This is a genomic window from Epilithonimonas hispanica (assembly GCF_003385395.1).
Lineage (GTDB): Bacteria > Bacteroidota > Bacteroidia > Flavobacteriales > Weeksellaceae > Epilithonimonas > Epilithonimonas hispanica.
In genome coordinates, this window is the sequence record NZ_QNUG01000004.1 from 38632 (window position 1) to 64500 (window position 25869).

Below are 25869 nucleotides of genomic sequence, written 5' to 3' on the forward strand. Positions count from 1 at the left end.
ATTTAATGGAAATTATTTATGCATTTGTTGGATTAATCGTTGGAGGAATTGTGGTTTTTCTTCTGATGAAATCTTTGTATGTGAGCAAAAAAAACATTGAGATCATTAATGAAAAATTAATTCGTTCTCAGGAAAATGAAAATCATTCTCAACAGAAAATTGATGAATTGAAACTTTCAAATAATAATCTGACCAACGAAATTTCATTAATCCAAAGAAGCAAAGAAGAACTTCTTTTCACGAATGCTGAACTGAATGCTCATTATAAAAATCTGCAGGAAAATCTCGAAAATCAAAAAGAGGATTTTTTGAAACTTCAGGAAACGACTCGTTTACAATTTGAGAAAACCGCCAATCAAATTTTAGAAGAGAAATCTGAAAAATTTACGCAACTCAATCAAAATCAACTCAAAACTATTCTTGAGCCTTTTCAGGAAAAAATCAATGAGTTGAAAAATACGGTTAACGAAACATACGACAAGGAAGCTAAAGAACGTTTTTCTCTTGGCGAAAAAGTCAGAGAGCTTAAAGACCTTAACCAACAGATTTCCGAAGACGCCAAACAGTTAACCAGAGCTTTGAAAGGCGAAAGTAAAACTCAGGGAAATTGGGGAGAAATGATTTTGGAAAGTATTTTGGAAAAATCTGGTTTGAGAAAAAACCAGGAATATTTTCTGGAACACGAATTAAAAGACGAAAACAACAAAGCTATTTTCTCCGAATTTTCCGGTAAAAAAATGCGTCCAGATGCGGTTGTAAAATATCCTGACAACAGAAATGTCATTATCGACAGTAAAGTTTCTTTGACTGCTTTTGTTGAAATGACTGATGAAACTAATCCTGAACTTTTCTCCCAGAAACAAAATCAACATTTGCAATCGGTTAAGAATCATATTAATCAATTGAGTCAGAAAGCTTACGACGATTTTGACAAATCCTTGGACTTTGTGATGATGTTTATCCCAAGTGAAGCGGCATATATTGCTGCTTTGCAAGCTGAGCCTAACCTTTGGAATTTTGCTTATGACAAAAGAATTCTTTTACTAAGTCCTACTAATCTGATTACTTCTCTCAAACTCATCCAAGATCTTTGGAAACGCGAACATCAGAATCGAAATGCAATGGAGATTGCAGATAGAGGTGCCAAGCTTTACGACAAATTTGTTGGCTTTGTTGAGAATCTGGAACGTATTGGAAAGAATATCGACCAAGCTAAGAATTCTTACAATGATGCTTTCAAACAATTGAGTTCAGGAAATGATAATCTGATTGTCCAAACTCAGAAACTGAAAAATCTTGGCATTAAGAACAAAAAAAATCTTCCTCAGAGTTTGGGTGAGGAAGATTTGTAAATTTTGCTGATATTTCCTTTGATTGTCAAAACCCATAGCCCCGATTGTAGTGGAAATCCTTTTTTGCTTTGGCTTCGAGAACCTCAGTCTGACAAAACGTCTTGCAAAAAAGATTGCAACGGAAAGCGGGATTAAGCTCCTGAAAATTTTAATTATTCAATAGCTTAGCAACTTCTGGTGCCGCGTAGGTGAAAATCATATCTGCGCCAGCACGTTTGAAACTTGTTAAACTTTCTATTAAAACTTTGTCATTGTCTAACCAACCGTTTTGTGCAGCCGCTTTTAGCATAGCATACTCTCCGCTGACTTGGTAAACTGCAATTGGTTGCGTAATCAACTCTCTGATTTTGGAAACGATATCCAGATAAGGCATTCCAGGCTTTATCATAATGATGTCAGCACCTTCGTCCACATCCTTTAAAGCTTCATCGATAGCTTCTCTGGAATTATGAAAATCCATCTGATATGTTTTCTTATCTGCAGGAATCTCTTGTGCATCAACCGGCGCACTGTCTAAAGCACTTCTGAATGGTCCGTAAAAAGCACTGGCATATTTTGCTGCGTAAGACAAAATCCCTACATCTGTGAATCCATTTTCTTCCAAACCTTCTCTCATAGCCAAAACACGACCATCCATCATATCACTTGGTGCCAAAATATCAGCTCCAGCTTCGGCCAAAGAAATACCCATTTTTACAAGTGCTTCCACTGTGGAATCGTTATCTATTTTTCCATTTTTGATAATCCCGTCATGGCCGTAAATGGAATAAGGATCCAACGCCACATCTGGCATAATAACTACTCCCGGAACAGCATCTTTGATAGCTTTGATAGCGGTTTGCATCAATCCGTTTGAATTCCAAGACTCTTTTCCGGTATTATCTTTCAGGTTATCGGAAACCTTCATATAAAGATTGACAGCTTTGATTCCTAAATCATAATTTTCTTTAACAGTTTGCACCATTAAATCTAAACTTTGCCTAAAAACACCTGGCATTGAGGAAATGGCTTCTTTTTTGTTATTACCTTCCATAACAAACATTGGCAACACCAGATCGTTTGTTGTAAGGGTAGTTTCACGAACTAGACTTCTTATAGAATCGTTGGTTCTTAGTCTTCTGTTTCTTGAAATCATCTTGATAAAATTTATTGATGCAAATTTACTTATACTTTTATTGTTAGGCTATTGTATAATCGATTTATTTAAAATATATTTGTTGTAATTGTTTAAGTACAGACTAAAGCGAATGAAAAAAATTCTATTCTTTATTATATTTACGGTAGTTTCGGTTGGATTTTCGGGAGAAATGAAAGCACAAACAGCGCGTACAGTTTCTTCTCAAAAGACCGACGATGGTGTTTTGGTAGCTTACCCTAATCCAACTAAGGATGTTTTGCTCCTTAGATCCAAAGACATTGCTATTAAAATCAAAACAGTAACATTCTTCTCTATTTTGGGTGCTCAAGTTGCTGAATATAATATCAATAGTAACAATACAGAATTGAGATTGGACAAACTTCGTCCGGGAAAATATCTGATGAGATACACTTTGGATGACAATACTCAAAAGATTACTCAGATTATCAAACAGTAAATTACGTTTTTAAAATATATGCCGGTTTTTTAGCCGGCATTTTTTATTTAACAACTCAGTTCCTTAAATTTGCAGTAACCTAGAAAACTTAACCTAATAAGAAAATATTATTTTCTTCTCGCGATTCTTTTAGTTCAATTTTTCAATTCTCAATTTCGAAATTCTTTGTACGATCATAATCAATTCAATATCTCTTTACGAGGTGGATTGGACTTTCCGTCTTATGATAATCAAACAAAATATATCGATTACAAACCCAATCTGAATCTCGGGATTTCTGCAGATTATTATTTCAATTGGATAGGCTTTGGAATTGATGCAGATTACCTTTCAAACAAACCCAAAAGTTCTTATCCTACAGAGAGTCTGTACAACGGAACTACTCCACTTTCTAATCTTGGTTTGAATGAAAATAAAGTTGAAAGATTATTTCTAGGAATAGGTCCTAATTTCCGATATGTCATTAATGATAATCTAAGTTTTGCCTTCAAATTAAAAGGTGGTATTTCTAATATCAAAGGTGGAGAAACATCATTGACTGCAAACAATTACAACCTCAATTATCATAATGGGTACAACGAGAAAAATCTACTAACCGGAAAAGGACAAATTGAACTAAATTGGTTTTTCTCCGAATATGTAGGACTGAATGATCGAGTAAATAATAATCCTGCATCAGCTTATATCCCTTTTACAGAAGCTAACAATCAATATAATATTAATATTGCTAATCAAAATATCCGAAATGCTAGTCTAGAACACGAGGTTCATTCGGCGGGAGTTTTTGCAGGATTGACTTCAGAATTCCAACAAGAGATTCGAATCCTAACTATGGATTATCTGTCACTGCAAGAGATAAAGAAACAGGATTAATTCTTCCCGATACTTTTGTAGAGCTCTATAAAAACGGAAAACGAACCCATTTCGCAAAGACGAATTCTCAAGGTGTTGCTTTCTTCAAGAATATTAAACCTGAAAATTACGAAATCAAAGGAAGTCTTTACAATATTGATTTGATTTCCAGTAAAGCAGACAAAGATGAATTTGTAAAAAATTCAATCATCAAAAAAGAAATATCTACAGAACCTGAAATTTTCTTTGTAAAAGGACAAGTTAACATTTGTAATTCTAAAGATCCGCTGAGATACACAACAGTCGTTATTAAAAATAATGAAACCGAAGTCTTTCACGAAATAAAAACAAATGTCGATGGGAAATTCTACTTCAAAGCAGACAAAAACACATCTTACAATATCTATGGTAAAAAAGGTAATTACTTTTCTCAAACAGAAACCGTGACTTCTAAAAATGTAGACAGGCGCCATACTCTTTTCCTTAATTTACAAATTTGTATGGAAGAAACGACTTGCGGAAAACCAATCAATCTGAAAAATATCCATTACGACTTAGATAAGTATTTTATCAGAGAGGATGCAAAAGCAGAACTCAATAAAATGGTTCAGTTTATGAAAGATAATCCGAATGTAAAAGTAGAATTATCTTCGCACACAGACTCACGAGCTTCAGACGATTATAACAAAATATTGTCCCAAAACCGCGCAAATGCAGCTGTAGATTATCTGGTCTCAAAAGGTATTGATAAAGCCAGATTAAAGCCAGTTGGCTACGGAGAAACTCAACTTCTGAATAAGTGCAGTAATGACGTAAACTGTAATGAACAGCAACACCAAATCAATAGAAGAACAGAGATGAAAGTTATTTGTCCTTGATAAAAAAGAACTTTTTGTAAATAAAAAAACCAATAATAGCTCCCAAAGTATTTAGGATTACATCATCTATATCAGCAAATCCTCTTTTAAAATAATATTGTGAAAACTCAATAATATTAATCGTGATAAAAAATGTTAGAAACAACCATTTGAATTGATTTAGTTTTCGATAAAGAATACCCAAGAATCCATATGGAATAAATAAAACAATATTCCCTACAATGTTTTCGAAAGCCTCTATTTTATTGAAAGTGATTACCTTTGTAGAATATTCGTTTATTGTCTCAAATGGTGTAGTTTTTATTTCAAAAAGTAGCGTCGGAGAATACCGAAAAGACGCAAAAAACAAAAGATATAAAACCCAAATCGTGTAAACATTAATAAAAACAGGGTAATACCTATTGACAAACAACTTCATTAAAATAAATTTTAACGTAAAAATATTTAAAAAAAATGGAAACAAGAAAAATAAAAGCTTTTGGTACACAAGCTGCCGAAAATGACTTGAAACTACTAACCATTGAAAGAAGAGAAATCCAACCAAAAGACATAGAAATTGATATCTATTATTGTGGAGTTTGTCATTCTGATCTGCATACCGCAAGAAATGATTGGGGTGGAACAGTTTACCCAGCAGTTCCTGGACACGAGATTGTAGGAATTGTAAAAAGTGTAGGAAATGAAGTTACCAAATTCAAAATCGGAGATTCAGTTGCAGTTGGTTGTATGGTAGATTCTTGCAGAACTTGTCACAGCTGTGAGCAAGACTTGGAACAATTCTGTGAAAATGGCTTCATAGGAACCTACAATGGAAAAGATAAATACTTTGAGAGCACAAGGACTTTCGGAGGTTATGCAGAATCTGTTGTTGTAGACGAACATTTCGTTTTGAGTCTTCCAGAGAATCTGGATATGGCTGCCGCTGCTCCACTTCTATGTGCCGGAATCACAACTTGGTCACCTCTCAGACATTGGAACATAACAGAAAAATCCAAAGTTGCTGTTGTAGGTCTTGGTGGATTAGGTCATATGGCGATAAAATTGGCAAAAGGTTTGGGCGCAGAAGTTACATTGTTCTCTAGAACTCCAGGAAAAACAGACGATGCAAAAGCCCTTGGAACGGACCACGTCATTATCTCAACTGATGAGGAGCAAATGAAATCTGTTTTTAACAAATTCGATTTGATTATTGACACTGTTCCTTACGAACACGATATCAATCCTTATATGAATACATTGACTGTAAATGGAACCTTAGTTCTTGTTGGTTTCATTGGGGAATTCGAAAATGAAGTTGTAAGTACTAGACCTATGATTTATAAAAGACGTTCAGTAGCCGGTTCTTTGATTGGCGGAATCAAAGAAACTCAAGAAATGCTAGATTTCTGCGGAGAAAAAAACATTGTTTCGGACATCGAAATCATCAATATCCAAGACATCAACAATGCTTACGAAAGAATGCTAAAAAGTGATGTAAAGTACAGATTTGTAATTGATATGAAAAGTTTGAAGAATTAATTTTAGTTTAAAAAATTTAATTAACAAAAATGAAAGGCTTAGTTTTCGCTAAGCCTTTTTATATATTTTGAAATCGATATTATTTCTGAGTGTGATTGATATCGTTTCTATGTTCCATTATTTCAAGATTTGCATCTACAAAATAAGCACTTCCGAATCCGTTCACGTAAGCACCTTTTACTGGATGAAGAGCAATTAGGATAAAATCTGTCATATCATTCAGAACATCTACGATTTTCCCGTGTCTTTCTTTTAGTTTTCCAACGATGTTGTTCCAATCATCAGTATCTCTTTCTATTTGAGAAGTTGAAACCTCAACGGTTAATCTTTCTCTTGCGTAAACTTGTTTTGTAGCAGACTCATCCTCGATGAACATTGCAGAAACTTTTCTTCCTTCAGCCAAGTTCTTTGTATGTCTCGCCATAAAAGAAACCAAAATGTAAAATTTGTTATCAATTTCTACAAATGGCGCATAACTAGCATTCGGCGTTCCTTCTGCATCTACAGTTGCCAAAGTTACGCTTAACGTTTTAGCAATTAATTCTTTTACTTTAGGAGCAACTGGTTTTGCTTGTCTCTTGGCTTCTTCTGTATGTTCACTCATAATTTTAGATTTATTTTTTACAAAAATAGCTTATTTAGAATAAATTAAAATAAAATATTCTTATGTCAATTGTCATAATGAAGTTTAATCTCTGTTTTTTGTATCTAAATTATTAATCGTAATTTTGCATTTTAAATTTGGAATCAAAATTCATTCATCCGATATGAGTACAACAACACAATACGTTCCTTATAAAGTTAAGGACATCTCCCTAGCAGAATGGGGAAGAAAAGAAATTACATTGGCTGAAGCAGAAATGCCTGGTTTGATGGCTATCCGTGAAGAATTCGGTCCTTCTCAACCTTTGAAAGGCGCAAGAATCGCAGGATGTCTGCATATGACAATCCAAACTGCAGTTCTTATCGAGACTTTGGTTGCTTTAGGAGCTGAAGTAACTTGGTCTTCTTGTAATATTTTCTCAACTCAGGACCACGCTGCTGCTGCAATTGCTGCTGCCGGAATTCCTGTTTATGCTTGGAAGGGTCTTAATGAAGAGGAATTCGATTGGTGTATTGAGCAGACTCTTTTCTTTGGCGAAGACAGAAAACCATTGAATATGATTCTTGATGACGGTGGAGATTTAACCAATATGGTTTTTGATAAATACCCTGAACTTACTGCCGGAATTAAAGGGCTTTCTGAAGAAACGACTACAGGCGTTCACAGATTGTATGAAAGAATGAAAAACGGAACTCTAGTAATGCCAGCAATCAACGTTAATGATTCGGTTACCAAGTCTAAATTCGATAACAAATACGGATGTAAAGAATCTGCGGTAGATGCGGTAAGAAGAGCTACCGACGTGATGTTGGCTGGAAAAAGAGTGGTAGTTTGCGGATACGGAGACGTAGGTAAAGGTACCGCAGCTTCATTTAGAGGAGCAGGTTCTATCGTTACTGTAACCGAAATTGACCCAATTTGTGCGCTTCAAGCTGCAATGGATGGTTACGAAGTGAAAAGATTGGATACTGTTGTTGATAATGCAGATATCGTAATCACTACGACTGGTAACTTCAACATCGTAAGAGCTGAGCATTTCTTGAAACTAAAAGATAAAGCGATTGTTTGTAACATCGGTCACTTCGATAACGAAATCGATATGGCTTGGTTGAACAAAAACTACGGTCACACAAAATCTGAAGTTAAACCTCAGGTTGACATCTACACCATCGAAGGTAAAGAAGTAATCATCCTTGCTGAAGGTAGATTGGTAAACCTTGGTTGCGCAACTGGTCACCCATCTTTCGTAATGTCTAACTCGTTCTCTAACCAGACTTTGGCTCAAATCGAACTTTGGACAAATTCTGAAGCTTACGGAAACGAGGTTTATATGTTACCAAAACACTTAGACGAAAAAGTAGCTGAATTGCACCTTAAGAAATTAAGCGTTGAGCTGGAAGTTCTTTCTAAAGAACAAGCTGATTACATTGGTGTCGATGTGAAAGGACCATTCAAACCAGAGTATTACAGATACTAATATTTTTGATCTTAAACATTATAGAAACTCTCCAATTTTTGGGGAGTTTTTTATTTAGAAGCTTAATCCCGCTATCCGCTATATCTTTTTTGTTTTCAGAACGGTAGTCCATAAAAATAACATTAGCAATAGAAAACAAAAAAGGATGTCGCTGCTATCGGGGCTATGGGTTTTGTACCTTTTATCAATGTTTCAAAAAAGTTTGACCGTACCTTTTGAACTTAGAAAAAACAAAAGTGATAATTAGCGCCACAAAACAACCTATACAAACACAAATCACACGCTCAATCGGAATCAGCCAATCGTGCGCCTGATTTTCTTCAATCAATACAATTACCATAGCTGCAAGAGCAGAACGAAGCGTATTATCAAGCTTCAGAGCAATTCCAACAAGAATCGTCAAGGCGACACCAATACAAATCAATAAAATATTAGGAATCGGAATTAGAAATAAAATCATTCCGATAGAAGCGCCGAGAAGATTGGATTTGATTCGGTCATAAGCCAGCTTGTTACTATTATCAGGAGAGAAAACAATCACAACGGAAATCAAAGCCCAATAAACAGGATATTGCGGAAGAAAAATATAAAACAGATAACAAATAGCTGCGCCAATAACACATTTAATCAAGTAAATCCATTCTGAGACGGACACTCTTAACCTTAGAAATTTTGAAAACTGTTGTATAAAATTCGACATAATTAGTTTGCTAGAATTGAAGTTTCAAAATTATAAAACATAAAACGAAAAGAAGATTTTGGAAACATTATTTATGTCATAAAGATTTCATTTTCCTTTCATAATTAGTAAATTGCCAATTCAAAAAATTTCAAAAAAAATGGAATATTCTCAACTGGAACCAAAAGTGATTTGGAAAAACTTCGAAGCACTGAATTCGGTTCCAAGACCATCAAAAAAAGAAGAAAAAGTTATAAAATTCATAAAAGAATTCGGCGAGAATCTTGGATTGCCAACGACTGTTGACGAAGTTGGAAATGTCATTATCACAAAACCCGCAACTGCAGGAATGGAAGACAGACAGCCAATCGTGATGCAATCTCACCTTGATATGGTTTGCCAAAAAAATAATGATGTTGATTTTGATTTCGAAACTCAAGGAATCCAAATGTATGTTGATGGCGATTGGGTAAGAGCAAAAGGAACAACTTTGGGCGCTGACAATGGCTTAGGCGTAGCAACGATTATGTCAATCTTAGAAAGTAACGACATTCCACATCCAGAATTGGAAGCACTTTTCACGATTGATGAAGAAACAGGAATGACAGGCGCATTAGCTTTGAAACCAGGACAGTTGAAAGGTGAAATCCTTCTAAATCTTGATACAGAAGAAGATGACGAAATCGATATCGGTTGTGCTGGTGGCGTGGACGTGACGGCTTCTGCAAAATTTGACTTGGAAGAAGCTAAAGGTGACACTTTCAAAATCGTAATCAAAGGTTTACAAGGTGGACACTCTGGAATGGACATTATCAAAGGACTTGGAAACTCGAACAAATTATTGGGAAGATTCTTATTCTTAGGATTAGACAATCAAATTCAGTTAAGTTTAATTGACGGTGGAAGTTTGAGAAATGCGATTCCGAGAGAAGCTAAAGCGATTGTTTCTGTAGAAAATTCAGAAATATTTTCAAAAAACATTGAGCAATTAAAATCTGAAATCTTGGAAGAATTTGCTTCTTTGGAAAAAGATTTAATTATCAATATTGAAAAAACTGATTCTTCTGAAAAAGTAATTTCTATTGAGGATTCTAAGAAAATAATTTTCGCCATCAATGCAGCTCATAATGGTGTTTTCCGAATGAGTCCAGATGTGGAAGGTTTGGTAGAAGCTTCCAACAACGTTGCTAGAGTCGAATTGAAAAACGGAGAAATCAAGATTTTAAATTTAACACGTTCTTCAGTAGAATCTACAAAATGGGAAGTTGCTAATCAATTAAAATCAGCTTATGAAAGTAATGCTTTGAAAACGGAATTCGGAGGTTCTTATCCAGGCTGGAAACCAAAACCGGAAGCAGAAATCATCAAAGTAATGGCAGAGCTTTACGAATCCAATTTCGGTGAAAAACCAATGGTAGTCGCTTGTCACGCAGGTTTGGAATGCGGAATAATAGGCGCAAACTATCCAAAAATGGAAATGGTGAGTTTTGGACCAACCATCAAAGGTGCGCATTCTCCGGATGAAAGAGCGAGTGTTTCTTCCACTCAAAAATTCTGGAAATACACACAGGAGATTTTGAAAAATATCCCTAAAAAGTAAAAGCTAAACAATCATCATAAAAAAATGCTCGTTAACTGTAACGAGCATTTTTATTTTTACTAATTCAAAGATTAATGCCCAGAATGACCATCTTCTCCGTGAGCGTGACCATGCGCTAATTCTTCTTCAGTAGCAGGGCGCGTGTTCAAGATTTCCACATCAAAGAACAAACTTCTTCCAGCCATTGGGTGATTAAGGTCTACAACAACTTCTTCTGGCGTTACTTCCAATACAATTGCTTGAAAGTTATTTCCTTGATTATCAGAAAGTGGCAACATTGCTCCAACTGGAGGCAACTCTTGACCTTGGAACATATCAACAGGCAATTGCGTAACTGCTTCAGGATTTCTTTCTCCGTAACCTTCACTTGGTGCAATTTCGAAAGATGCTTTATCACCTACCGCTAGATTTTCAATCTCAGCTTCGAATTTTGGAATCATCATTCCTACACCGTAAAGAAAAGTCATTGGGTTTTCTGCAGAAGTCTCTTCTACAAATACTTTTTCGCCGTTTTCATCATTAGTGTGTAGAACATATTTTAGAGTTACTACATTGTTTTTTTCTAATGCCATTGTTTATGATTTAATTTTAAAAATAATTTTGAGAGCATCTTTTCTGATGCAACGTCAACAAAAGTAAGCTTTTGAAATTTAAGAGTAGAATATTTAAAATAAAACTTCTTTCCAAATATTTTCTTTTCGAGAATTTTTCTGGAACTTAGCAGAATGGCAAAACTCAAAACTCAATATTTCTGTCAAAACTGTGGCGCACAATATTCTCAATGGCACGGGCAATGCAAAACCTGTGGAGAATGGAATACGCTTGTAGAGGAAATCGTAGAAAAATCTACAAAATCTGTCGTTCCAAAATCCAAATCTTCCATCATCAACATCATAGAAGTTGAAACCAATGAAGAACCAAGAATCAAAACACCTTCCGAAGAACTAGACAGAGTTTTAGGTGGCGGAATTGTTTTAGGTTCTGTAACCTTAATCGGAGGTGAACCTGGAATTGGAAAATCAACACTACTCCTTCAACTTGCTTTGAAAATGAAGAAAAAAATCCTCTATGTTTCAGGTGAAGAAAGTGCTTCTCAAATCAAGATGAGAGCCGACAGATTAGCGGAAGTTAAAAACCCAAACTGTTTTCTTTTCACAGAAACTAATGTTGAGAAAATCTTGCACGAAGCTAAAAAACTAATGCCAGATTTTATGATTATAGATTCTATCCAGACTTTGCAATCTCAATTGATAGAAAGCTCGCCGGGAACGGTTTCTCAAATCCGAGAATGTTCAAACGAAATCATCAAATTTGCCAAAGACAACAACATTCCTGTTTTTCTGGTTGGACATATTACAAAAGACGGACAAATTGCTGGTCCAAAAGTTTTGGAACATATGGTAGATGTGGTTCTTAATTTTGATGGCGACAGAAATCATCTTTTCCGATTATTGAGAGCGAATAAAAATCGTTTTGGTTCCACATCGGAAATTGGGATTTATGAAATGATTTCGCAAGGTTTGAAAGAGATTAAAAATCCATCCGAAATCCTTATTACTAAAAAATCTGAAGAACTTTCCGGAAATTCTGTAGCCGTAACTCTTGAAGGAAACAGACCGATGTTGCTGGAAATTCAGGCTTTGGTTTCCACTGCAGTTTATGGAACACCACAAAGAAGTTCTACTGGTTTTGATTCCAAAAGGCTGAATATGCTTTTGGCTGTTTTGGAAAAGAGAGCCGGTTTTCAGCTCGGCGCAAAAGATGTTTTCTTAAATATTACCGGAGGAATCAAAACCGATGATCCGGCTTTGGATTTAGCAGTTGTAGCTTCAATTTTATCAAGTAATGAAGATATTGCCATTTCGGAACATTACTGTTTTGCGGGAGAAATTGGACTAAGTGGAGAAATCCGTCCTGTTGCACAAGCTGAACAAAGAATTACTGAAGCTGAAAAATTGGGTTACGAAAAAATATTTGTTTCAAATCTTAATAAACTTCCAAAAAGAAAATTCGGAATCAAGATTGAAGAAATCAGCAAAATCGAAGATTTTGTGGAACGGCTATTTTAATTTCAATCATCATTAATAATTCGTAAATTCACTTGATGAATTATCTAGCCCACTCTATTCTTTCTTTTACCAACGGACAACTGGTCGGGAATATGATTGCGGACTTTATTAAGAATAATGAACGGGAAAATTTTCCTTTAGAGATTCAGGATGGTATTAAACTTCATAGATTTATCGATAGTTTTACCGATTCTCATCCTGCTGTTCACGAAGCGAAAAAGATTTTCAGTCCTTTGGTAAGGCTTTATTCTGGAGCTTTTGTAGACGTTGCTTTTGATTATTTTGTAGCGCATTACTATCCGATTGAAGATTTGGAACAACATTCTCTGAAAACTTATAGAATCCTTTGGGAAAATGAAAAATGGCTTCCCGAGAATTATAAAAAAATGCTTGTAAGAATGGAACAAGATGATTGGTTGACAAACTATAGAACCGACCAAGGTATAAAATTCTCTATGCAAAATGTCCTTAATAAAGCCAAATATTTGGAAAAAAACATTCCTGTTTTCGATTTATTTTTGAAGAATAAAAAAGAGCTGCAATTTTATTTTAACAAATTCTTCCCCGACATCGTTTCGGAATGTACAAAAACCTTTAAATTGATGTAAAGTTTTGCACAAATTATTAAAAAATAAAGCTTTGAATCAAGTAGATTCAAAGCTTTTATTATTTTACAGCAAAATCTATCGATGTTGATCTATCAAGATTTTATTTCCATCTGGATCTGTCAATTCTATATAAGCTGGTCCCTTCGTATTTTCGTCAGCTTCTGTATTTAATTTAATATCAGCAGCTTTCAATTTTTTCTGGATATCACGAACATCCGAAAACGGATTCACTTTTTTAGCATTTTCATCCCAACCAGGATTAAATGTCAAAATATTACCTTCAAACATCCCTTGGAAAATGCCAATAATGGTAGTTCCATTTTTCATAATAAGATAGTTATGCTTCATATCGCCACCCATCTGCGAGAAACCTAGTTTCTCATAAAACTCTTTTGACTTTTGCAAATCTTTGACATTAAGGCTGACTGAAAATGCACCTAGCGGAAGTTTTGTATCAGTATTCATTTTTTGTTGAGAAAAGATATTAAGTGAGACAGTAAGCGACAAAATAGCAATCAATTTTTTCATGTTTTCAGGATTTTAAATCAATTCAAATATAAATTAAAACTGCTGAAAAAGATAACGATCTGGATAGGTTAACTTTTCGCTTTTTCTCTCGCCATTTACAACAATATGAATGATGTTCATCTGGTCATCAAAAAGATTATAAAGAAAACTAACAGCGGTTTCTACTTTTTTCGGAACAGGCAAAGATTCGGACTCCAGATAGATATTGACACTCTCGTGATCTTCTTCGTAGCCAACATAATTAATTTTCACAAATTGATTATCGGCTTTCAACCGAAGATATTCTTTTGCATACTGCTCTAGTTCTTTATTAATTTCTGATTTGAATTTTGAATCAAGGAAATGAACAGATTTTCCATATTTTTTATTGAGAGCATTTTCCAAGTCATCAATAAAAAAACGCCCCGTAATCTCAAATGTTTTTGATTTTGAATTGTAATTGAACTCCATAGAACCTACGTGATAAGGATGTAGAGTATATGATAAATTACAAATGATTATTGATAAAAGATATATAAGAAAAAAACTTTTTTTCATTTGTTGAATGATAATTAAAATCAAAATTAATCATTATTTTCGTACGGTTTTCAGAAATTAAACAATGGAGGATTTTCTATTTTACTTGCAGCTGGGTTGGGATCATATTATTTCTTTGGACGCTTTGGATCATCAGCTTTTTATTTTGGCGTTGATTGCAGCTTATAGTTTCAAAGACTTAAAAAAATTATTGATATTGATTACTGCATTTACGATTGGACATTGTATCACATTAACTTTATCTAGTTTTGATATCATCCGCGTGAAAAGCAATTGGGTAGAATTTTTGATTCCTTGTACGATTGTGATTACTGCTCTGGATAATATCATTTTTAAAGGAAAGCGACCTTATCAGTTTTATTTCGCTTTATTTTTTGGATTGATACACGGGATGGGATTTGCAAATACAGCCAGAATGATGCTTGCAAAAGAACAAAGTATTGCAATACCTCTTTTAGGCTTCAACATTGGATTGGAATTGGGTCAAATTGCAATGGTTTTGGCAATCCTAATCATCTTCACAATCTTATCCAAAACAACAAAGCTCAATCAAAGAGAATGGCTTCTGATTACCTCATCTGCTGCTGGAGCAATTGCGCTTCAAATGGCTTTGGAGAGAATGCCGTTTTAGTAAGTTTAAGTTAAAAAAAAAACATCTTTTTGACAGATCATCATGTTTTTATGTTGAACCTGTAGCCCGACTTATTTCTTATTTATATATTATTTTTTATTTGAATCTTGTTCCTCGATTTGAATGGACGATTCGAGATCCTCAGAAGTGGTAAAATGGAAAAGGAAAGCTGATTAAGTCGCCCAAAACGTTGTTAATATACTACTTCAAAACGCTCCATCTTGGGATAATTGCCAAAAGTCCGACTCCGATGTATAGAAAAATTGCGGTAATGTCTGAGTACAAAAAAGTGCTAAGGAAATAGTTGTGCAAGAGAAAATGTATAGCAACGAATATCGGAAAAAGAATAACTCCAACTTTTCTGTAAAGCAAAATCAAAATCCAACTGATAATTACCAAAATATCTACACCGAAAGTGTAATAGAAAAAATTACTTGGAATATTAATCTGCTGATGAAGAGAATACTCTGCATAATCTGTATTAATACTTAGAAAATAAACCAAAATTATCAATCCGAAAAAGAGGTAATAATCTTTGTTGTTTTTGAAACTTCTGTCTGCTGAATCCATGGTATAAAAGTATAAAAAAAGAGCTTACGAATAAGCTCCTTTCTATAAAAATTTCTATTAACTAACTATATACTAACCGCGTTTATAAGACGGTTTTTATCACTAATGTATTCCTCCATAGAGATCATACTTTCTGTTCTCATCACATCTTGGATGTCATCTATCTGATAGATAATTTTTTTTGCATCTTCTGTATTTTTTGCTCTCATTTTGCAGAAGATATTATATTTTCCTGATGTTACGCTAGCTTCCACAACATTCGGAATCAAAGACAATTGCTTCAATACTTCTTGTGTATGGTTTGACTTTGTAAGCAAGATACCGATGAATGCTGTAAAGTTATAGTCTAATTTGCTATAATCTATACTAAGAGATGATCCTAAAATGATTCCTGCATCTTCCATTTTTTTCACTCTTACGTGGATCGTTCCAGCCGAAACATCCATCTGTTTAGCAATTTCTGTGAAAGGCATTCTTGTGTTTTCTACCAAGAAATCTAGGATTTTTTTATCGATATCGTCTAATTGATAGTTCATTGTTTGATTTTATTATTTATTTAAAATATGTCTAATTTTTTTGCAAATTTAAAAAAAATTAAATTAACTAAAAACAAATATTAAAACATTAACAGCTTTTAACAAAACCTAAGCAAACTCATGATAATTATCATTTTATCGGCTTGTTTTTTAAAGAATCTTCTTTATTTTGCCCAACCGCGACTGTATCAGATTTTGTCTTATCTCTGTTTTTTCGCTTCCTAAACAAACCTCTAAACGAATTAAAACTTCTACTATACACAACACCAACTCCATAGCTTTGATTTAAAGCATTGGCGGTGGCTGTACCCAATCCAAAATTAGATGGTTTGGAATATGCTCTTAGTAATCGACTTCCATTATTGGCTCTACTGAAGTCATATTCTATTGTACCTTCCGCAGAGAGATAGTTGCTGTTTGTATTTTCTGTTCTTGCAATCGGAACTCCTAAGCCTGTTTTAAAATTAATCCTAGGTGATAATGCTAAGCTTACACTTGTATTTGCCCTATCCGAAGTATTAGACCCCAAATCTCCTGTTATATAATCCAAATTAACCTGAAAATTGCTACTGATGGTATTAAGAACACTTCCCAATTGTTTGAAAGCCATATTCACACCTTGGCTAAGGGCTGTATTCCCAACATTGATTGGAACTCCGGAACTTGCCACATTAAAACTATTAAGCACAAGAATAGATCCAAACTGCATCACTCTTTCATCTTGATTACTCATTTTTTCGGCTAAAGTTTCTCTTACCTGAGACGAAACATCCGGCGCAGAAACTCCAAAAGCAATATCTGGCTTAGTCAACGTTCCTGTAATTTTGGTTGTTAAAACAATATTAACCGGTTGTGTAAGACTCATCCCAAGATATTCTCCTGTATTGGTAATAGGTCTGGTATAATTGGCTTTGATATCAAGATCTGGCAACATTGGACTTCCTGTCCATCGGATTAAGCTTCCTCTTGCAATTTGGAAAGTTCTGTCCAAGATAGCTTTGGAAACAAAAGTTCCATTGTCCACTGTGTAAGTTCCATTCATCAGGATATTACCACTCCTTTCCATTCTGAATTTCAAATGATTGGCATCTCCCTTTACAGCAATACTTCCAACATCATCGCCTACCAAAACATTAACCATAGAGTTTTTATCTATACTTACATCAAAATCTATCAGCATATTAGCCCCAGATTGTTTCTTTTTCTCTATGGAAATCCCACCCGCTTCATCACGTTTTAAGAATCTAAGAATTTTAAATTCATCGACATTAGCTGTAGAAGCACTATTAAAAGTAAATGTACTATTATTAATGACTTTAAGTCCATCATTTGGTGTACTGATTTCCAACCCCGAAACTGGTCCACTGACATAGACATCTCCTTCTCCATAAACACGTCCCCAGAAAAGATCATTTTCTTCTTGAGTAGAATTAAGGACCAAAAGATTATCCGCCCTCATAATCAAGTTGACACCAAGAGATGATAAAGTTTCAAATTGAATTGATCCAGAAATACTTCCTTTAGAATTAGACCTTCCATCTTTGATTGCAATATTATTAAGAAGTGCCAAACCTCTGGAAAGATTGATTACCGTATCATCAAAAGAATAGTCTACTCCTGTAAACAACAATTTCAAGCCAAATCCTTTCAAAGCAATATCTCCACTATAATCCAAATCATTCATTGGACCAGAAATTTTCAAATCTCCTGTAGCTTTCCCTCGGAAATTTCCAAAAATCTGTTTCACAAACTGTTGAGCAAATGCAAGATCAAATTCGTCCATTTTAGCACTCACATCCAAAACTGGCGAAGACGGATTATTATCAATCGTTCCTGTAACATCCAAAGTATTATGACCTAAAAGATCCGAAGACAAGGCTTGAATATTAACGTCAAAGACATTCGGTTTTTCACTTTTGGTAATTCTGGTTTCGATATTACCCATTGCTTTGTCATTCATAAAGATATTCTCGATATCTAGATCTACTAATGGTTCCAGATTATTCCCCGATTTCTTAACCAAGATTGTTCCGTTAGCAGTACCTTTGATATTCATATCATTTTCCCCTCCATTTCCTAATGCTAACAACTTAGAAATATCAAAGTTCTTAACTTCTGCATCCGCTACAAATTCTTTAGCTGACTTAAAATCTGCATTCTTTACTAATAGCTCACTTTCATCAGAAAAGATTCTCAAATTTTTAACTATAAAATCTTTTTCCTTATTTCTATAAGTAATCGAATGATTGAGTTCCGGGCTGGTATCTACACTCCAAGCTACATCATTAAAGGTAATTGTCGTAGGTTCAAAACGGAAAACATAATCACCCGCAGAATTAGTTGTCTGATTAATATTAACTGCATATTCTTTCATTTTCTTTGCAGCTTCATCATCCAAGGTTCCCAACTCGAAGGTTGTAGAGATATACAAAACCTGACTATTTCTATTAGCAGCAACAAAATCTACATCTCGCAAAACATTTTTAGCATATTGAGCTCTTTTAGCATATAAATCCAATTGTTTTTCAAAATTAGCAGTGTTAACTCTTAATCTCAGACTATCCACCATGGCGCTGTCTTTGGTTTTAGTCAAATCTGGTTGATAGGTTGCGTCGGTTTCTGCCAGGAATTTTTCAGCTTCGGTCAATTCTTTTTTGCTGGTCATCACATATTTGATTTTTGTAGCATCAGCATTCAGAATCAAATCGTTGGTATTACCATCGTATTTCCCGGCCACTTTCGCACCATCTGGTAATTCTAAGTTCGGAACAAAGAAAGAAACCAAACCTTGCTTTACATCAAAATCAAAATCGAAATTCTGCCCGTTATAAGTTTTCTTCGGAGGATTCCCAACCATTATTTTGTTGATACTGTTGGTAATCATATTCCCAATATCTTCCAGATCAAATCTTCCAGATATCCTTCCGTTAACAGCTCCAGACGCATCTACAGAAACAATCCTGTTTCCATTTTCAAAGAAAGCTTTGATTTTGGAATCCGGAATATGAAGTTTTTGAGACGAAGAATTAAGCGTTAGGTTTTGAATACTTGTATCAAGATTCAAATCATTCAGATTCGTCATCGCCGCTTTTCCTACAAGATGTCCACTTACAGAATTCGTATCGCCTGCAGAAACTCCAAAATAATTCAAATCCACATATTTGATATCCGCATCAAAATCCGCCAGTAATCTTTTGGTGCTGAAATCTACAAAACCTTTGAAAGTCCATTTGGCGTGAGCATCGTTGGAATTAACATTTCCTGTAAATCGTTTTTTATTAAGGATTCCGTCAATCGAAATATTATTAAGGCTTTTCCCCATCAAATCGATATGATTGACATCGGAAGTAGTTTTCACATACATCGTATTAACATCAAAACCTTCTCCCTGAACATTGAATTTACCAGAAATCAAACCAACTTGTTTGTTCTTTGTCAACGCGGTTACATTCAAATCTTTGACTTCGGCTAATCCTTTAAATTTTGGACGTTTTGAGCTGTAATCTACGAGATTAAAATTGGTTACTTTTGCTTGCCCAATTCCCGTAATCAGGTTGCCTGTTGCAAAAACTTGTTTTGGATTGATTTTTACAGAACCGTTATATTTTAATCTTCCGAAATCATCGGCAAAATTCCCCATTTTGGAGGAGATAAACTTTGGCAAAGAGAGTTTCAAACCTTTATAAGTAAAATCGGCAGAAACATTTTTACTTTCGATGAAAAATTTCTTATCCAAAACACTCGAGATGGTCATCTTGTTGGTATTCAGATTGATTTCTTGTGACCTAATTAAGAAATTATTTAAAGTAAAATCATTAAGTGGCCCAGTCATTGTTCCCGAAATATTGATTGGCGTATAATTGTCCCAATCTGGCACAAAATAACTCAAATCATAACCACTTATCTGACTTCCCGGAATCATTTTCAAATCCCATTTGACTTTGTTTCCAAAATCACCAAACTTGGTAACCGGGTCAAGATTCATCGTTACTTCTCCTTGAAGTAAAGAATGGTCTGTATTGAAGGTCAAATTCCCTAATTTCAGATGCTTTTTTGTCAATTCAAAATTGGTAGAAAAAGTATCGACAACGTGTTCTTTTCCGTATCGTTTTGTAATGAAATTGAAGTTTCTAATATCTGCAGAAACATCTGCGCCTTCCACTTTTAGAGAAGTCACATTTAGATTAACTTTTCTTGCATCTAGCCATTTTCCCGCTTCTCCCGGACTATTTTCATTAATGATACTTGCAATCCCATTGATGATATCAAACTTCATCCCCATTTTGAAAGGCTTCCTCTTTGAATCACGAGGTTTCCCGTCATCAAAATTATCAACGTATCGGATAAAATTACTGATGCTGTCTCCTTTATAAGTAATGACACGAATAGTTGGCTCGATAACGGTTGCTTGATTGAATTTGATATCTCTTGTATTGAAAGCCAAAGCCATCCAGTCCGACGCTACTCGCATCTCTTTTGCTTTTACAAACTCATTACCTTTATAATCTTTGATATGTAAACCTTTTATCGTAACATCTCCGAAAAAATTGACGTCAATATCATCAATAGACATTCCCATTTTCAGGTCTTTATTCAGAAAATCTATGGCTTGATTGGCGATGTAACGTTTGGTAACAGGAAGATTAATGATAATCAGAATCAAAGCAACCAATGCAATAATGCTGTAAGAAACAGTGCTCAGAATTGTTAAAAAAAGCGAACGTTTCTTCTTGATGACTGGTTTGTCATTGATTGGTTCTTCGTTATTTATATTTTTATTTTCTAACTTTGCCATCTATTATGAGCGAGTCAATTATTTTAGGTATCGAGTCTTCTTGCGACGACACTTCCGCAGCAATCATCAGGGATAACAAAATCCTTTCCAACATTGCTGCCAATCAGGAAATCCATAACGAATATGGTGGTGTTGTACCAGAATTAGCCTCTCGTGCTCACCAGCAAAACATTATTCCTGTCGTAGAAAAAGCATTCTCGAAAGCAAATATACAACAAAATGACATTTGCGCGATTGGCTTCACACGTGGTCCTGGACTTTTGGGTTCACTCTTGGTCGGAACCTCTTTTGCAAAATCACTTGCGATGAGTCTGGACGTTCCATTGATAGAAGTCAATCATTTGCAGGCGCATATTCTCGCCCATTTTATTGAAGATGCTAATCCTACACCGCCCACGTTTCCGTTTCTATGTTTAACAGTTTCTGGCGGTCATACAATGATTGTTTTGATTAAGGATTACTTCGATATGGAAATTATCGGAAAAACCATTGATGATGCCGCAGGCGAAGCTTTCGACAAAATCGGAAAAATATTTGATCTTGATTATCCTGCCGGCCCCATTGTGGACAGATTAGCCAAAGAAGGAAATCCTGATGCCTTCAAATTCAACAAACCGAGAATGGAAGGTTACGATTATTCTTTCAGTGGGATTAAGACTTCTGTTTTATATTTTATCCAAAAAGAAGTGAGGAAAAATCCTGATTTTATTAAAGACAATCTGAATGACCTTTGCGCTTCTGTTCAGAAATCCATTATTGAAATTTTGATGGATAAATTGGAAAAAGCTTCCACTGATCTTAATGTAAAAGATGTTGCCATTGCCGGTGGAGTTTCTGCCAATTCTAGTCTTAGAAAAGCAATGGAAGACAATCGTGAAAAACTCGGCTGGAATATCTTCATCCCAAAATTCGAATATACTACAGACAACGCTGCAATGATTGCAATGGTTGCTAAATTGAAATACGAACGTGGCGAGTTTACGGATATCAGGACGACTGCGACTGCCAAGTATGATTTGTAATTATTAGATTTTATTTGAAAATTGAAATATGAAAAGAATATTAATTATAATGCTAATATTTCAATTTTTCAATTCTTATGCACAAGAAGTTAATATTGATTATTGCAATCTCAAATACGAAATTGATACCGTTGGGCTCTCAAAAACAGGCATATTAAGATTAAATATCACTAATAATGAATTAGTCAAATTAAAGATTTCCGACGAATTTAGTGAAGTTAGAATTCAACCAATCAATGTAGAGAAATTTGAAAAAAACTTAAATCAATTTGATAAAATTCCAAAATCAATCATAGATGTTAACTGTCTAAATTGTTTTGGTAAATTCAAAAATGTAAAACCAAACACTACAATATCTTATTCAATTAATATAAATGATTCAAAATTTTTCAAAGAAATTTTGACACAAGCAAAAGCTACTTATCGTTTTAATATTTGGTTTGACACAATTGATATGATAAAATATTCTAAATCAAAAAAATGCTTCTCACGAAGTTTCACTTCGGATAAGATTATCTACAAAAAAAATTAGGAAAATAAAAATTAATTCTAACACCCAACCCACGCTAGCGCGAGCATCTTGCTCGTGAACACAGTACGAGCGAGACGCTCGCACTAGCGAACAAAGTTAAAACAGAATTTATGAAACTACTATTAGAAGAAAAACAACTCGGAACGCAATCTAAAAAGAATTCAAAATATTATTGGATTCTGGAAACCATTACGGGTAAAGTTGAAACGCCAAGCGAAACGGAAGATTTTGGTTTGATAAGTTCTGAAAACGGTTTTATACAAGATATCAAAGAAGAAATATTGGAAACTATCAATTCTGAAAATGTATTCAGTTTTCCATACGAGCCCAAAGAAGGTGATTTTCTTTCCATCAAAAACAACCTTAAAAAAAACGAATACCTCAGTCTGATTTTCCTCAACAACACTTGGATTGAGGAAGTCTACATGTGTTCTTACCGAGAATGTGACACAGACATCTACACTACCTCGAAAACTGGTATTGCTTTCATCAGTGAGAATGAAATCGCATTTCAAAACATCAAATAAAAATAATACGTCCATTAACTTTAAGCATTGACTTTTAAAGTTTAAAACTTATTTTTGTATCAAAATAAAAAAGTTATGGCTTCAGGATTCTTCGCAATCTTAGACGATATTGGTGCATTGATGGACGACATCGCAGTAACCAGCAAATTAGCAACAAAAAAAACTGCCGGAATTCTTGGCGACGACCTTGCAGTGAACGCAGAAAAAGCAACCGGATTTCTTTCTTCACGAGAAATTCCCGTTCTTTGGGCAATCACCAAAGGTTCTTTTATCAACAAACTGATTATCATCCCTTTTATATTTTTACTCAAATGGCTTTATGAGCCTGCAATCACTTATATTTTGATTCTGGGTGGGATTTATTTGGCTTACGAAGGTGTCGAAAAAATTGTTGAATTTCTTTTTCACAGGAATAAAAAAGGACACGAGGTTGTAGAAGAAAGCACTTTACCAGAAGAAGATGAGAAATCAGAAAAATCGAAAATCAGTTCCGCTATCAAAACAGACTTCATCCTTTCTTTGGAAATTGTCATCATCGCATTAGGAACCGTAATCGAAAAACAACATCCCCTTTTGACTCAGATTCTGAGTGTTTCGTTTGTAGCTATTATTGCAACAGTAGGCGTTTACGGAATTGTTGCTTTGATTGTCAGAATGGATGATGCAGGATTTTTCCTTATGAAAAAGTCAGGAAACAAAGGATTTTTCTCTGGTCTTGGACAAGTTTTGATTAAGGCCTTGCCGATAGTTATCAAAATTCTTGGCGTTGTTGGGACAATCGCTCTGTTATTGGTTTCTGGTGAAATCTTCCTTCATAATATCGACTATATACATCATTTACTTCCAGAAAATGTTCTTTCAAAATTAGGTTTGGGATTTGTGTTTGGTTTAGCTGCGGTTTTGTTGGCAACAGTTGGAAAAAAGATATTTAAATTAGTAAAATCGTAGAATCGTAGATTTGTTAAATCGCTAATTTGTAAGATTGTGAAATCGTTTAATTGTTGTTGAAATAATTATATTAAATATGTATCAGTTTTATTTTGAGAAATTAGAGGTTTGGCAAAATTCAAGACGATTGGTAAAAGACATTTATATTGTAACAACTGCTTTTCCAGAAAACGAAAAATTTGGAATTACCAATCAACTGAGACGCGCTTCAACAAGTATTTCAGCCAATATTGCAGAAGGTTTTTCAAGGCAATCTAACAAAGAAAAATCTAGATTTTTGAATATCGCATTTGGCTCAACAATCGAGGTAATCAATTTTTTAATTTTGTCAAACGACTTAGGGTTTTTAAATGATGAAAATTATAGACAATTGCGAGAAAAATCAGAATTTATAACTAACCAAATTAATTCTTTAAACAAATCCATCAACAAATAAACAAGTTTACGATTTAACGATTCAACAAATAAACGATTTAACAAAATATGAAGCTTTTCTTTGGACAGATTTTCCCCGAAATATTGATTGATTCTGATGAACAACAACACATCACCAAAGTTCTCAGAATGCGCGAAGGTGAAGAGATTTTCGTAACCGACGGAAAAGGAAATCTAGCCAAAGGCAATCTCGTTTTCGAAGGTAAAAAAGTCTCATTAGATGTTTCTGAAATCAAAGAAAATCTTCCCGATTTTTCACCAAAACTTCATATCGCAATTGCGCCGACAAAAAACATCGACAGAATCGAATTTTTTGTTGAAAAAGCAGTAGAAATGGGAATCGCGGAAATTACTTTTATTCTCACAGAAAAAACCGAACGCAAGAACATCAGCATTGATAAACTGAGAAAACAGGCTATTGGAGCTTCAAAACAAAGTCACAGATTTCATTTTCCGAAAGTCAATGATTTGATTAAGTTTTCTGATTTTATGAAAAACCTTAATCCAGAAAATACTTTTGTTGCCCATTGTAATGAAAGCTTAGAAAGAATTAATCTGAATGATTTAGAGATTCTTCGAAAAGCTCAGAATGACAAAGCTAATAGTTCAAACGATGTCAGTCTGAGGCTCTCAAAGACTTTTTCGCAATATACTTTTCTAATTGGACCGGAAGGTGATTTTTCGGATAAAGAAATTCAATTGTTAGCGGACAAAGGAATTAAAGCGGTTTCATTAGGAAATCAAAGATTGAGAACAGAAACTGCAGGAATTTTTGTTGCAGCTTGGAACTATGATAAGATATTTTAAATCTGATTCTCCCTCAAATACTTTTCCAAAATCATATCACCACTCGGAATCGAGTTTTTTGCCCATCGGATTTTCATTTGAAGTAATTTTTCTTCGGATAATTTATAATCAATATCAGATTTTAGAAGCTTTTGTTTAAGCTCGTACATACAGATTGCGGCGGCAACAGAAACATTGAAACTTCTCGTAAATCCAAACATCGGAATAGCTAAAGTCTCATCTGCAAAATCTAATAATTCATCTGTTGTTCCCTCCCATTCTGTCCCGAAAACCAAAGCCAAAGGTTCTTCGATTTTATAATCGGGAAGCATTTTTGCATTGTTCTCTGCAGAAACTGCTACAATCTTGTAACCTCGGTTTTTGATGTTTTGTAGAGATTCTATTGTTCTCGGCATCTTCTCTACTTCTACCCAAGTATCTGCGCCTTTTGTGACTTTCAGATTCGGTTCAAAGAAATTTTCTTTCTCCATCGCAATTACTTTGTGAAATCCACAGGCTTCTACAGAACGAACAATCGCCGCAGCATTTCGGAACTGGTAAATATCTTCCATCACCGGCAGAACAAAATCGGAACTTTCTTTGGAGTAATGTTCGATTTTTTGGAAACGTTCTGGTGTTAGGAATTGCTGGAGATATTCGTAAGTGGATTCTAAGTTCAAGGTTTTGGGTTTAAATTAAGTTGCAAATTTCGGGATTTTTCTTTTTATAAAATGTAGATTTTAACGCAAAGTCCGCAAAGATTTTTTTGAAATTATTGAAAATATTTTAA

The 25869-nt window shown here is 34.5% G+C and carries 27 protein-coding genes; 16 read left to right on the forward strand and 11 right to left on the reverse strand.

The window, feature by feature from the left end:
• The first annotated feature begins 5 nt into the window (after nt 1-5).
• Complete coding sequence (gene rmuC, locus DRF58_RS02370; RefSeq protein WP_116032391.1) at nt 6-1352, forward strand: DNA recombination protein RmuC; 1347 nt, start codon at nt 6-8, stop codon at nt 1350-1352.
• 148 nt (nt 1353-1500) lie between these two features.
• Here the strand turns inward: rmuC and hemB are convergent, their stop codons facing one another.
• Nucleotides 1501-2493 (reverse strand): porphobilinogen synthase, encoded by a 993-nt coding sequence (gene hemB / locus DRF58_RS02375; protein ID WP_116032393.1) that lies wholly within the window; start codon nt 2491-2493, stop codon nt 1501-1503.
• Nucleotides 2494-2599: 106 nt separating this feature from the next.
• Here hemB and DRF58_RS02380 point away from each other — a divergent pair, with 106 nt between their 5' ends.
• The 3 genes from DRF58_RS02380 to DRF58_RS18590 all read left to right on the forward strand — a co-directional run bounded on the left by DRF58_RS02380 (nt 2600) and on the right by DRF58_RS18590 (nt 4677).
• Complete coding sequence (locus DRF58_RS02380) at nt 2600-2947, forward strand: T9SS type A sorting domain-containing protein (RefSeq protein WP_116032395.1); 348 nt, start codon at nt 2600-2602, stop codon at nt 2945-2947.
• Between the two features lie 165 nt (nt 2948-3112).
• A complete protein-coding gene (locus DRF58_RS02385) occupies nt 3113-3820 on the forward strand; it encodes a hypothetical protein (protein ID WP_116032397.1) in 708 nt (235 codons plus the stop codon).
• A 140-nt stretch (nt 3821-3960) separates the two neighbouring features.
• Nucleotides 3961-4677: an OmpA family protein gene (locus tag DRF58_RS18590; protein WP_206605212.1), complete on the forward strand. Its 717-nt coding sequence runs from the start codon at nt 3961-3963 to the stop codon at nt 4675-4677.
• Here DRF58_RS18590 and DRF58_RS02395 read toward each other — a convergent pair.
• The gene (locus DRF58_RS02395) at nt 4664-5095 is read right to left on the reverse strand and encodes a VanZ family protein (RefSeq protein ID WP_116032399.1); all 432 of its coding nucleotides are present in this window, start codon (nt 5093-5095) and stop codon (nt 4664-4666) included. The two genes, DRF58_RS18590 and DRF58_RS02395, sit on opposite strands and share 14 nt — an antisense overlap.
• Nucleotides 5096-5130: 35 nt before the next feature.
• Between DRF58_RS02395 and DRF58_RS02400 the strand changes: the two genes are divergently transcribed.
• Entirely contained in the window at nt 5131-6195 is a 1065-nt protein-coding gene (locus DRF58_RS02400; protein WP_116032401.1) for an NAD(P)-dependent alcohol dehydrogenase, read from the forward strand.
• 79 nt (nt 6196-6274) lie between these two features.
• Here DRF58_RS02400 and DRF58_RS02405 read toward each other — a convergent pair whose 3' ends face one another.
• Entirely contained in the window at nt 6275-6799 is a 525-nt protein-coding gene (locus DRF58_RS02405; RefSeq protein ID WP_116032404.1) for a HugZ family pyridoxamine 5'-phosphate oxidase, read from the reverse strand.
• 163 nt (nt 6800-6962) lie between these two features.
• On the opposite strand from DRF58_RS02405, the gene ahcY reads away from it, so the two are divergent.
• Nucleotides 6963-8276 (forward strand): adenosylhomocysteinase, encoded by a 1314-nt coding sequence (gene ahcY / locus DRF58_RS02410; protein ID WP_116032632.1) that lies wholly within the window; start codon nt 6963-6965, stop codon nt 8274-8276.
• A 184-nt stretch (nt 8277-8460) separates the two neighbouring features.
• On the opposite strand, the gene DRF58_RS02415 is transcribed toward ahcY, so the two are convergent.
• Nucleotides 8461-8976 (reverse strand): FUSC family protein, encoded by a 516-nt coding sequence (locus DRF58_RS02415; RefSeq protein ID WP_116032406.1) that lies wholly within the window; start codon nt 8974-8976, stop codon nt 8461-8463.
• 139 nt (nt 8977-9115) lie between these two features.
• On the opposite strand from DRF58_RS02415, the gene DRF58_RS02420 reads away from it, so the two are divergent.
• Nucleotides 9116-10555: an aminoacyl-histidine dipeptidase gene (locus DRF58_RS02420; RefSeq protein ID WP_116032634.1), complete on the forward strand. Its 1440-nt coding sequence runs from the start codon at nt 9116-9118 to the stop codon at nt 10553-10555.
• Nucleotides 10556-10626: 71 nt separating this feature from the next.
• On the opposite strand, the gene DRF58_RS02425 is transcribed toward DRF58_RS02420, so the two are convergent.
• Nucleotides 10627-11127 carry an FKBP-type peptidyl-prolyl cis-trans isomerase gene (locus tag DRF58_RS02425; RefSeq protein WP_116032408.1) on the reverse strand — a complete coding sequence of 167 codons (501 nt, stop codon included), beginning with the start codon at nt 11125-11127 and terminating at the stop codon, nt 10627-10629.
• 153 nt (nt 11128-11280) lie between these two features.
• On the opposite strand from DRF58_RS02425, the gene radA reads away from it, so the two are divergent.
• Both radA and DRF58_RS02435 read left to right on the forward strand, forming a co-directional pair.
• Nucleotides 11281-12624: a DNA repair protein RadA gene (gene radA, locus DRF58_RS02430; protein WP_116032411.1), complete on the forward strand. Its 1344-nt coding sequence runs from the start codon at nt 11281-11283 to the stop codon at nt 12622-12624.
• Nucleotides 12625-12659: 35 nt separating this feature from the next.
• On the forward strand, nt 12660-13232 hold the full coding sequence (locus DRF58_RS02435; RefSeq protein WP_116032413.1) for an acyl carrier protein phosphodiesterase: 573 nt from the start codon (nt 12660-12662) through the stop codon (nt 13230-13232).
• Nucleotides 13233-13307: 75 nt separating this feature from the next.
• On the opposite strand, the gene DRF58_RS02440 is transcribed toward DRF58_RS02435, so the two are convergent.
• Together DRF58_RS02440 and DRF58_RS02445 are read right to left on the reverse strand one after the other, a co-directional pair.
• Nucleotides 13308-13697 carry a VOC family protein gene (locus DRF58_RS02440; RefSeq protein ID WP_206605213.1) on the reverse strand — a complete coding sequence of 130 codons (390 nt, stop codon included), beginning with the start codon at nt 13695-13697 and terminating at the stop codon, nt 13308-13310.
• A gap of 96 nt (nt 13698-13793) precedes the next feature.
• Nucleotides 13794-14297, reverse strand: coding sequence for a DUF6702 family protein (locus tag DRF58_RS02445; RefSeq protein WP_116032418.1), 504 nt, complete (start codon nt 14295-14297; stop codon nt 13794-13796).
• Nucleotides 14298-14361: 64 nt separating this feature from the next.
• Here DRF58_RS02445 and DRF58_RS02450 point away from each other — a divergent pair, with 64 nt between their 5' ends.
• Entirely contained in the window at nt 14362-14928 is a 567-nt protein-coding gene (locus tag DRF58_RS02450; RefSeq protein WP_116032421.1) for a HupE/UreJ family protein, read from the forward strand.
• Nucleotides 14929-15129: 201 nt separating this feature from the next.
• On the opposite strand, the gene DRF58_RS02455 is transcribed toward DRF58_RS02450, so the two are convergent.
• From DRF58_RS02455 to DRF58_RS02465, 3 genes are all read right to left on the reverse strand, one after another.
• Nucleotides 15130-15498: a hypothetical protein gene (locus DRF58_RS02455; RefSeq protein WP_116032423.1), complete on the reverse strand. Its 369-nt coding sequence runs from the start codon at nt 15496-15498 to the stop codon at nt 15130-15132.
• Between the two features lie 65 nt (nt 15499-15563).
• Nucleotides 15564-16034 (reverse strand): Lrp/AsnC family transcriptional regulator, encoded by a 471-nt coding sequence (locus tag DRF58_RS02460; RefSeq protein WP_116032426.1) that lies wholly within the window; start codon nt 16032-16034, stop codon nt 15564-15566.
• Nucleotides 16035-16164: 130 nt separating this feature from the next.
• On the reverse strand, nt 16165-20829 hold the full coding sequence (locus DRF58_RS02465; protein ID WP_116032427.1) for a translocation/assembly module TamB domain-containing protein: 4665 nt from the start codon (nt 20827-20829) through the stop codon (nt 16165-16167).
• 5 nt (nt 20830-20834) lie between these two features.
• Between DRF58_RS02465 and tsaD the strand changes: the two genes are divergently transcribed.
• The 6 genes from tsaD to DRF58_RS02495 all read left to right on the forward strand — a co-directional run bounded on the left by tsaD (nt 20835) and on the right by DRF58_RS02495 (nt 25100).
• Nucleotides 20835-21851 (forward strand): tRNA (adenosine(37)-N6)-threonylcarbamoyltransferase complex transferase subunit TsaD, encoded by a 1017-nt coding sequence (tsaD, locus tag DRF58_RS02470; protein WP_116032430.1) that lies wholly within the window; start codon nt 20835-20837, stop codon nt 21849-21851.
• Between the two features lie 28 nt (nt 21852-21879).
• A complete protein-coding gene (locus tag DRF58_RS02475) occupies nt 21880-22383 on the forward strand; it encodes a hypothetical protein (RefSeq protein ID WP_123902347.1) in 504 nt (167 codons plus the stop codon).
• A gap of 110 nt (nt 22384-22493) precedes the next feature.
• Complete coding sequence (locus DRF58_RS02480; protein WP_116032434.1) at nt 22494-22910, forward strand: hypothetical protein; 417 nt, start codon at nt 22494-22496, stop codon at nt 22908-22910.
• Nucleotides 22911-22985: 75 nt separating this feature from the next.
• A complete protein-coding gene (locus DRF58_RS02485; RefSeq protein WP_116032436.1) occupies nt 22986-23858 on the forward strand; it encodes a DUF808 domain-containing protein in 873 nt (290 codons plus the stop codon).
• A gap of 76 nt (nt 23859-23934) precedes the next feature.
• Nucleotides 23935-24294 carry a four helix bundle protein gene (locus DRF58_RS02490; protein WP_116032440.1) on the forward strand — a complete coding sequence of 120 codons (360 nt, stop codon included), beginning with the start codon at nt 23935-23937 and terminating at the stop codon, nt 24292-24294.
• Between the two features lie 47 nt (nt 24295-24341).
• On the forward strand, nt 24342-25100 hold the full coding sequence (locus DRF58_RS02495) for an RsmE family RNA methyltransferase (RefSeq protein WP_116032443.1): 759 nt from the start codon (nt 24342-24344) through the stop codon (nt 25098-25100).
• Here the strand turns inward: DRF58_RS02495 and DRF58_RS02500 are convergent.
• Nucleotides 25097-25759, reverse strand: a complete 663-nt coding sequence (locus DRF58_RS02500; protein ID WP_245955349.1) for a TrmH family RNA methyltransferase — start codon at nt 25757-25759, stop codon at nt 25097-25099. The genes DRF58_RS02495 and DRF58_RS02500 overlap by 4 nt on opposite strands.
• Nucleotides 25760-25869: the final 110 nt, after the last annotated feature.

Excerpts from the sequence above, each read along its gene's own strand:
- DRF58_RS02440 (WP_206605213.1), bottom strand. The coding sequence starts at position 13,697 with ATGAATACTGATACAAAACTTCCGCTAGGTGCATTTTCAGTCAGCCTT.
- rmuC (WP_116032391.1), top strand. The coding sequence starts at position 6 with ATGGAAATTATTTATGCATTTGTTGGATTAATCGTTGGAGGAATTGTG.
- DRF58_RS02480 (WP_116032434.1), top strand. The coding sequence starts at position 22,494 with ATGAAACTACTATTAGAAGAAAAACAACTCGGAACGCAATCTAAAAAG.
- DRF58_RS02405 (WP_116032404.1), bottom strand. The coding sequence starts at position 6,799 with ATGAGTGAACATACAGAAGAAGCCAAGAGACAAGCAAAACCAGTTGCT.
- DRF58_RS02495 (WP_116032443.1), top strand. The coding sequence starts at position 24,342 with ATGAAGCTTTTCTTTGGACAGATTTTCCCCGAAATATTGATTGATTCT.
- ahcY (WP_116032632.1), top strand. The coding sequence starts at position 6,963 with ATGAGTACAACAACACAATACGTTCCTTATAAAGTTAAGGACATCTCC.
- radA (WP_116032411.1), top strand. The coding sequence starts at position 11,281 with ATGGCAAAACTCAAAACTCAATATTTCTGTCAAAACTGTGGCGCACAA.
- DRF58_RS02420 (WP_116032634.1), top strand. The coding sequence starts at position 9,116 with ATGGAATATTCTCAACTGGAACCAAAAGTGATTTGGAAAAACTTCGAA.
- DRF58_RS02475 (WP_123902347.1), top strand. The coding sequence starts at position 21,880 with ATGAAAAGAATATTAATTATAATGCTAATATTTCAATTTTTCAATTCT.
- DRF58_RS02400 (WP_116032401.1), top strand. The coding sequence starts at position 5,131 with ATGGAAACAAGAAAAATAAAAGCTTTTGGTACACAAGCTGCCGAAAAT.
- DRF58_RS02465 (WP_116032427.1), bottom strand. The coding sequence starts at position 20,829 with ATGGCAAAGTTAGAAAATAAAAATATAAATAACGAAGAACCAATCAAT.
- DRF58_RS02445 (WP_116032418.1), bottom strand. The coding sequence starts at position 14,297 with ATGAAAAAAAGTTTTTTTCTTATATATCTTTTATCAATAATCATTTGT.
- DRF58_RS02455 (WP_116032423.1), bottom strand. The coding sequence starts at position 15,498 with ATGGATTCAGCAGACAGAAGTTTCAAAAACAACAAAGATTATTACCTC.
- DRF58_RS02395 (WP_116032399.1), bottom strand. The coding sequence starts at position 5,095 with ATGAAGTTGTTTGTCAATAGGTATTACCCTGTTTTTATTAATGTTTAC.
- DRF58_RS02485 (WP_116032436.1), top strand. The coding sequence starts at position 22,986 with ATGGCTTCAGGATTCTTCGCAATCTTAGACGATATTGGTGCATTGATG.
- DRF58_RS02450 (WP_116032421.1), top strand. The coding sequence starts at position 14,362 with ATGGAGGATTTTCTATTTTACTTGCAGCTGGGTTGGGATCATATTATT.
- DRF58_RS02425 (WP_116032408.1), bottom strand. The coding sequence starts at position 11,127 with ATGGCATTAGAAAAAAACAATGTAGTAACTCTAAAATATGTTCTACAC.
- DRF58_RS02435 (WP_116032413.1), top strand. The coding sequence starts at position 12,660 with ATGAATTATCTAGCCCACTCTATTCTTTCTTTTACCAACGGACAACTG.
- tsaD (WP_116032430.1), top strand. The coding sequence starts at position 20,835 with ATGAGCGAGTCAATTATTTTAGGTATCGAGTCTTCTTGCGACGACACT.
- DRF58_RS02415 (WP_116032406.1), bottom strand. The coding sequence starts at position 8,976 with ATGTCGAATTTTATACAACAGTTTTCAAAATTTCTAAGGTTAAGAGTG.
- DRF58_RS02460 (WP_116032426.1), bottom strand. The coding sequence starts at position 16,034 with ATGAACTATCAATTAGACGATATCGATAAAAAAATCCTAGATTTCTTG.
- DRF58_RS02490 (WP_116032440.1), top strand. The coding sequence starts at position 23,935 with ATGTATCAGTTTTATTTTGAGAAATTAGAGGTTTGGCAAAATTCAAGA.
- DRF58_RS02380 (WP_116032395.1), top strand. The coding sequence starts at position 2,600 with ATGAAAAAAATTCTATTCTTTATTATATTTACGGTAGTTTCGGTTGGA.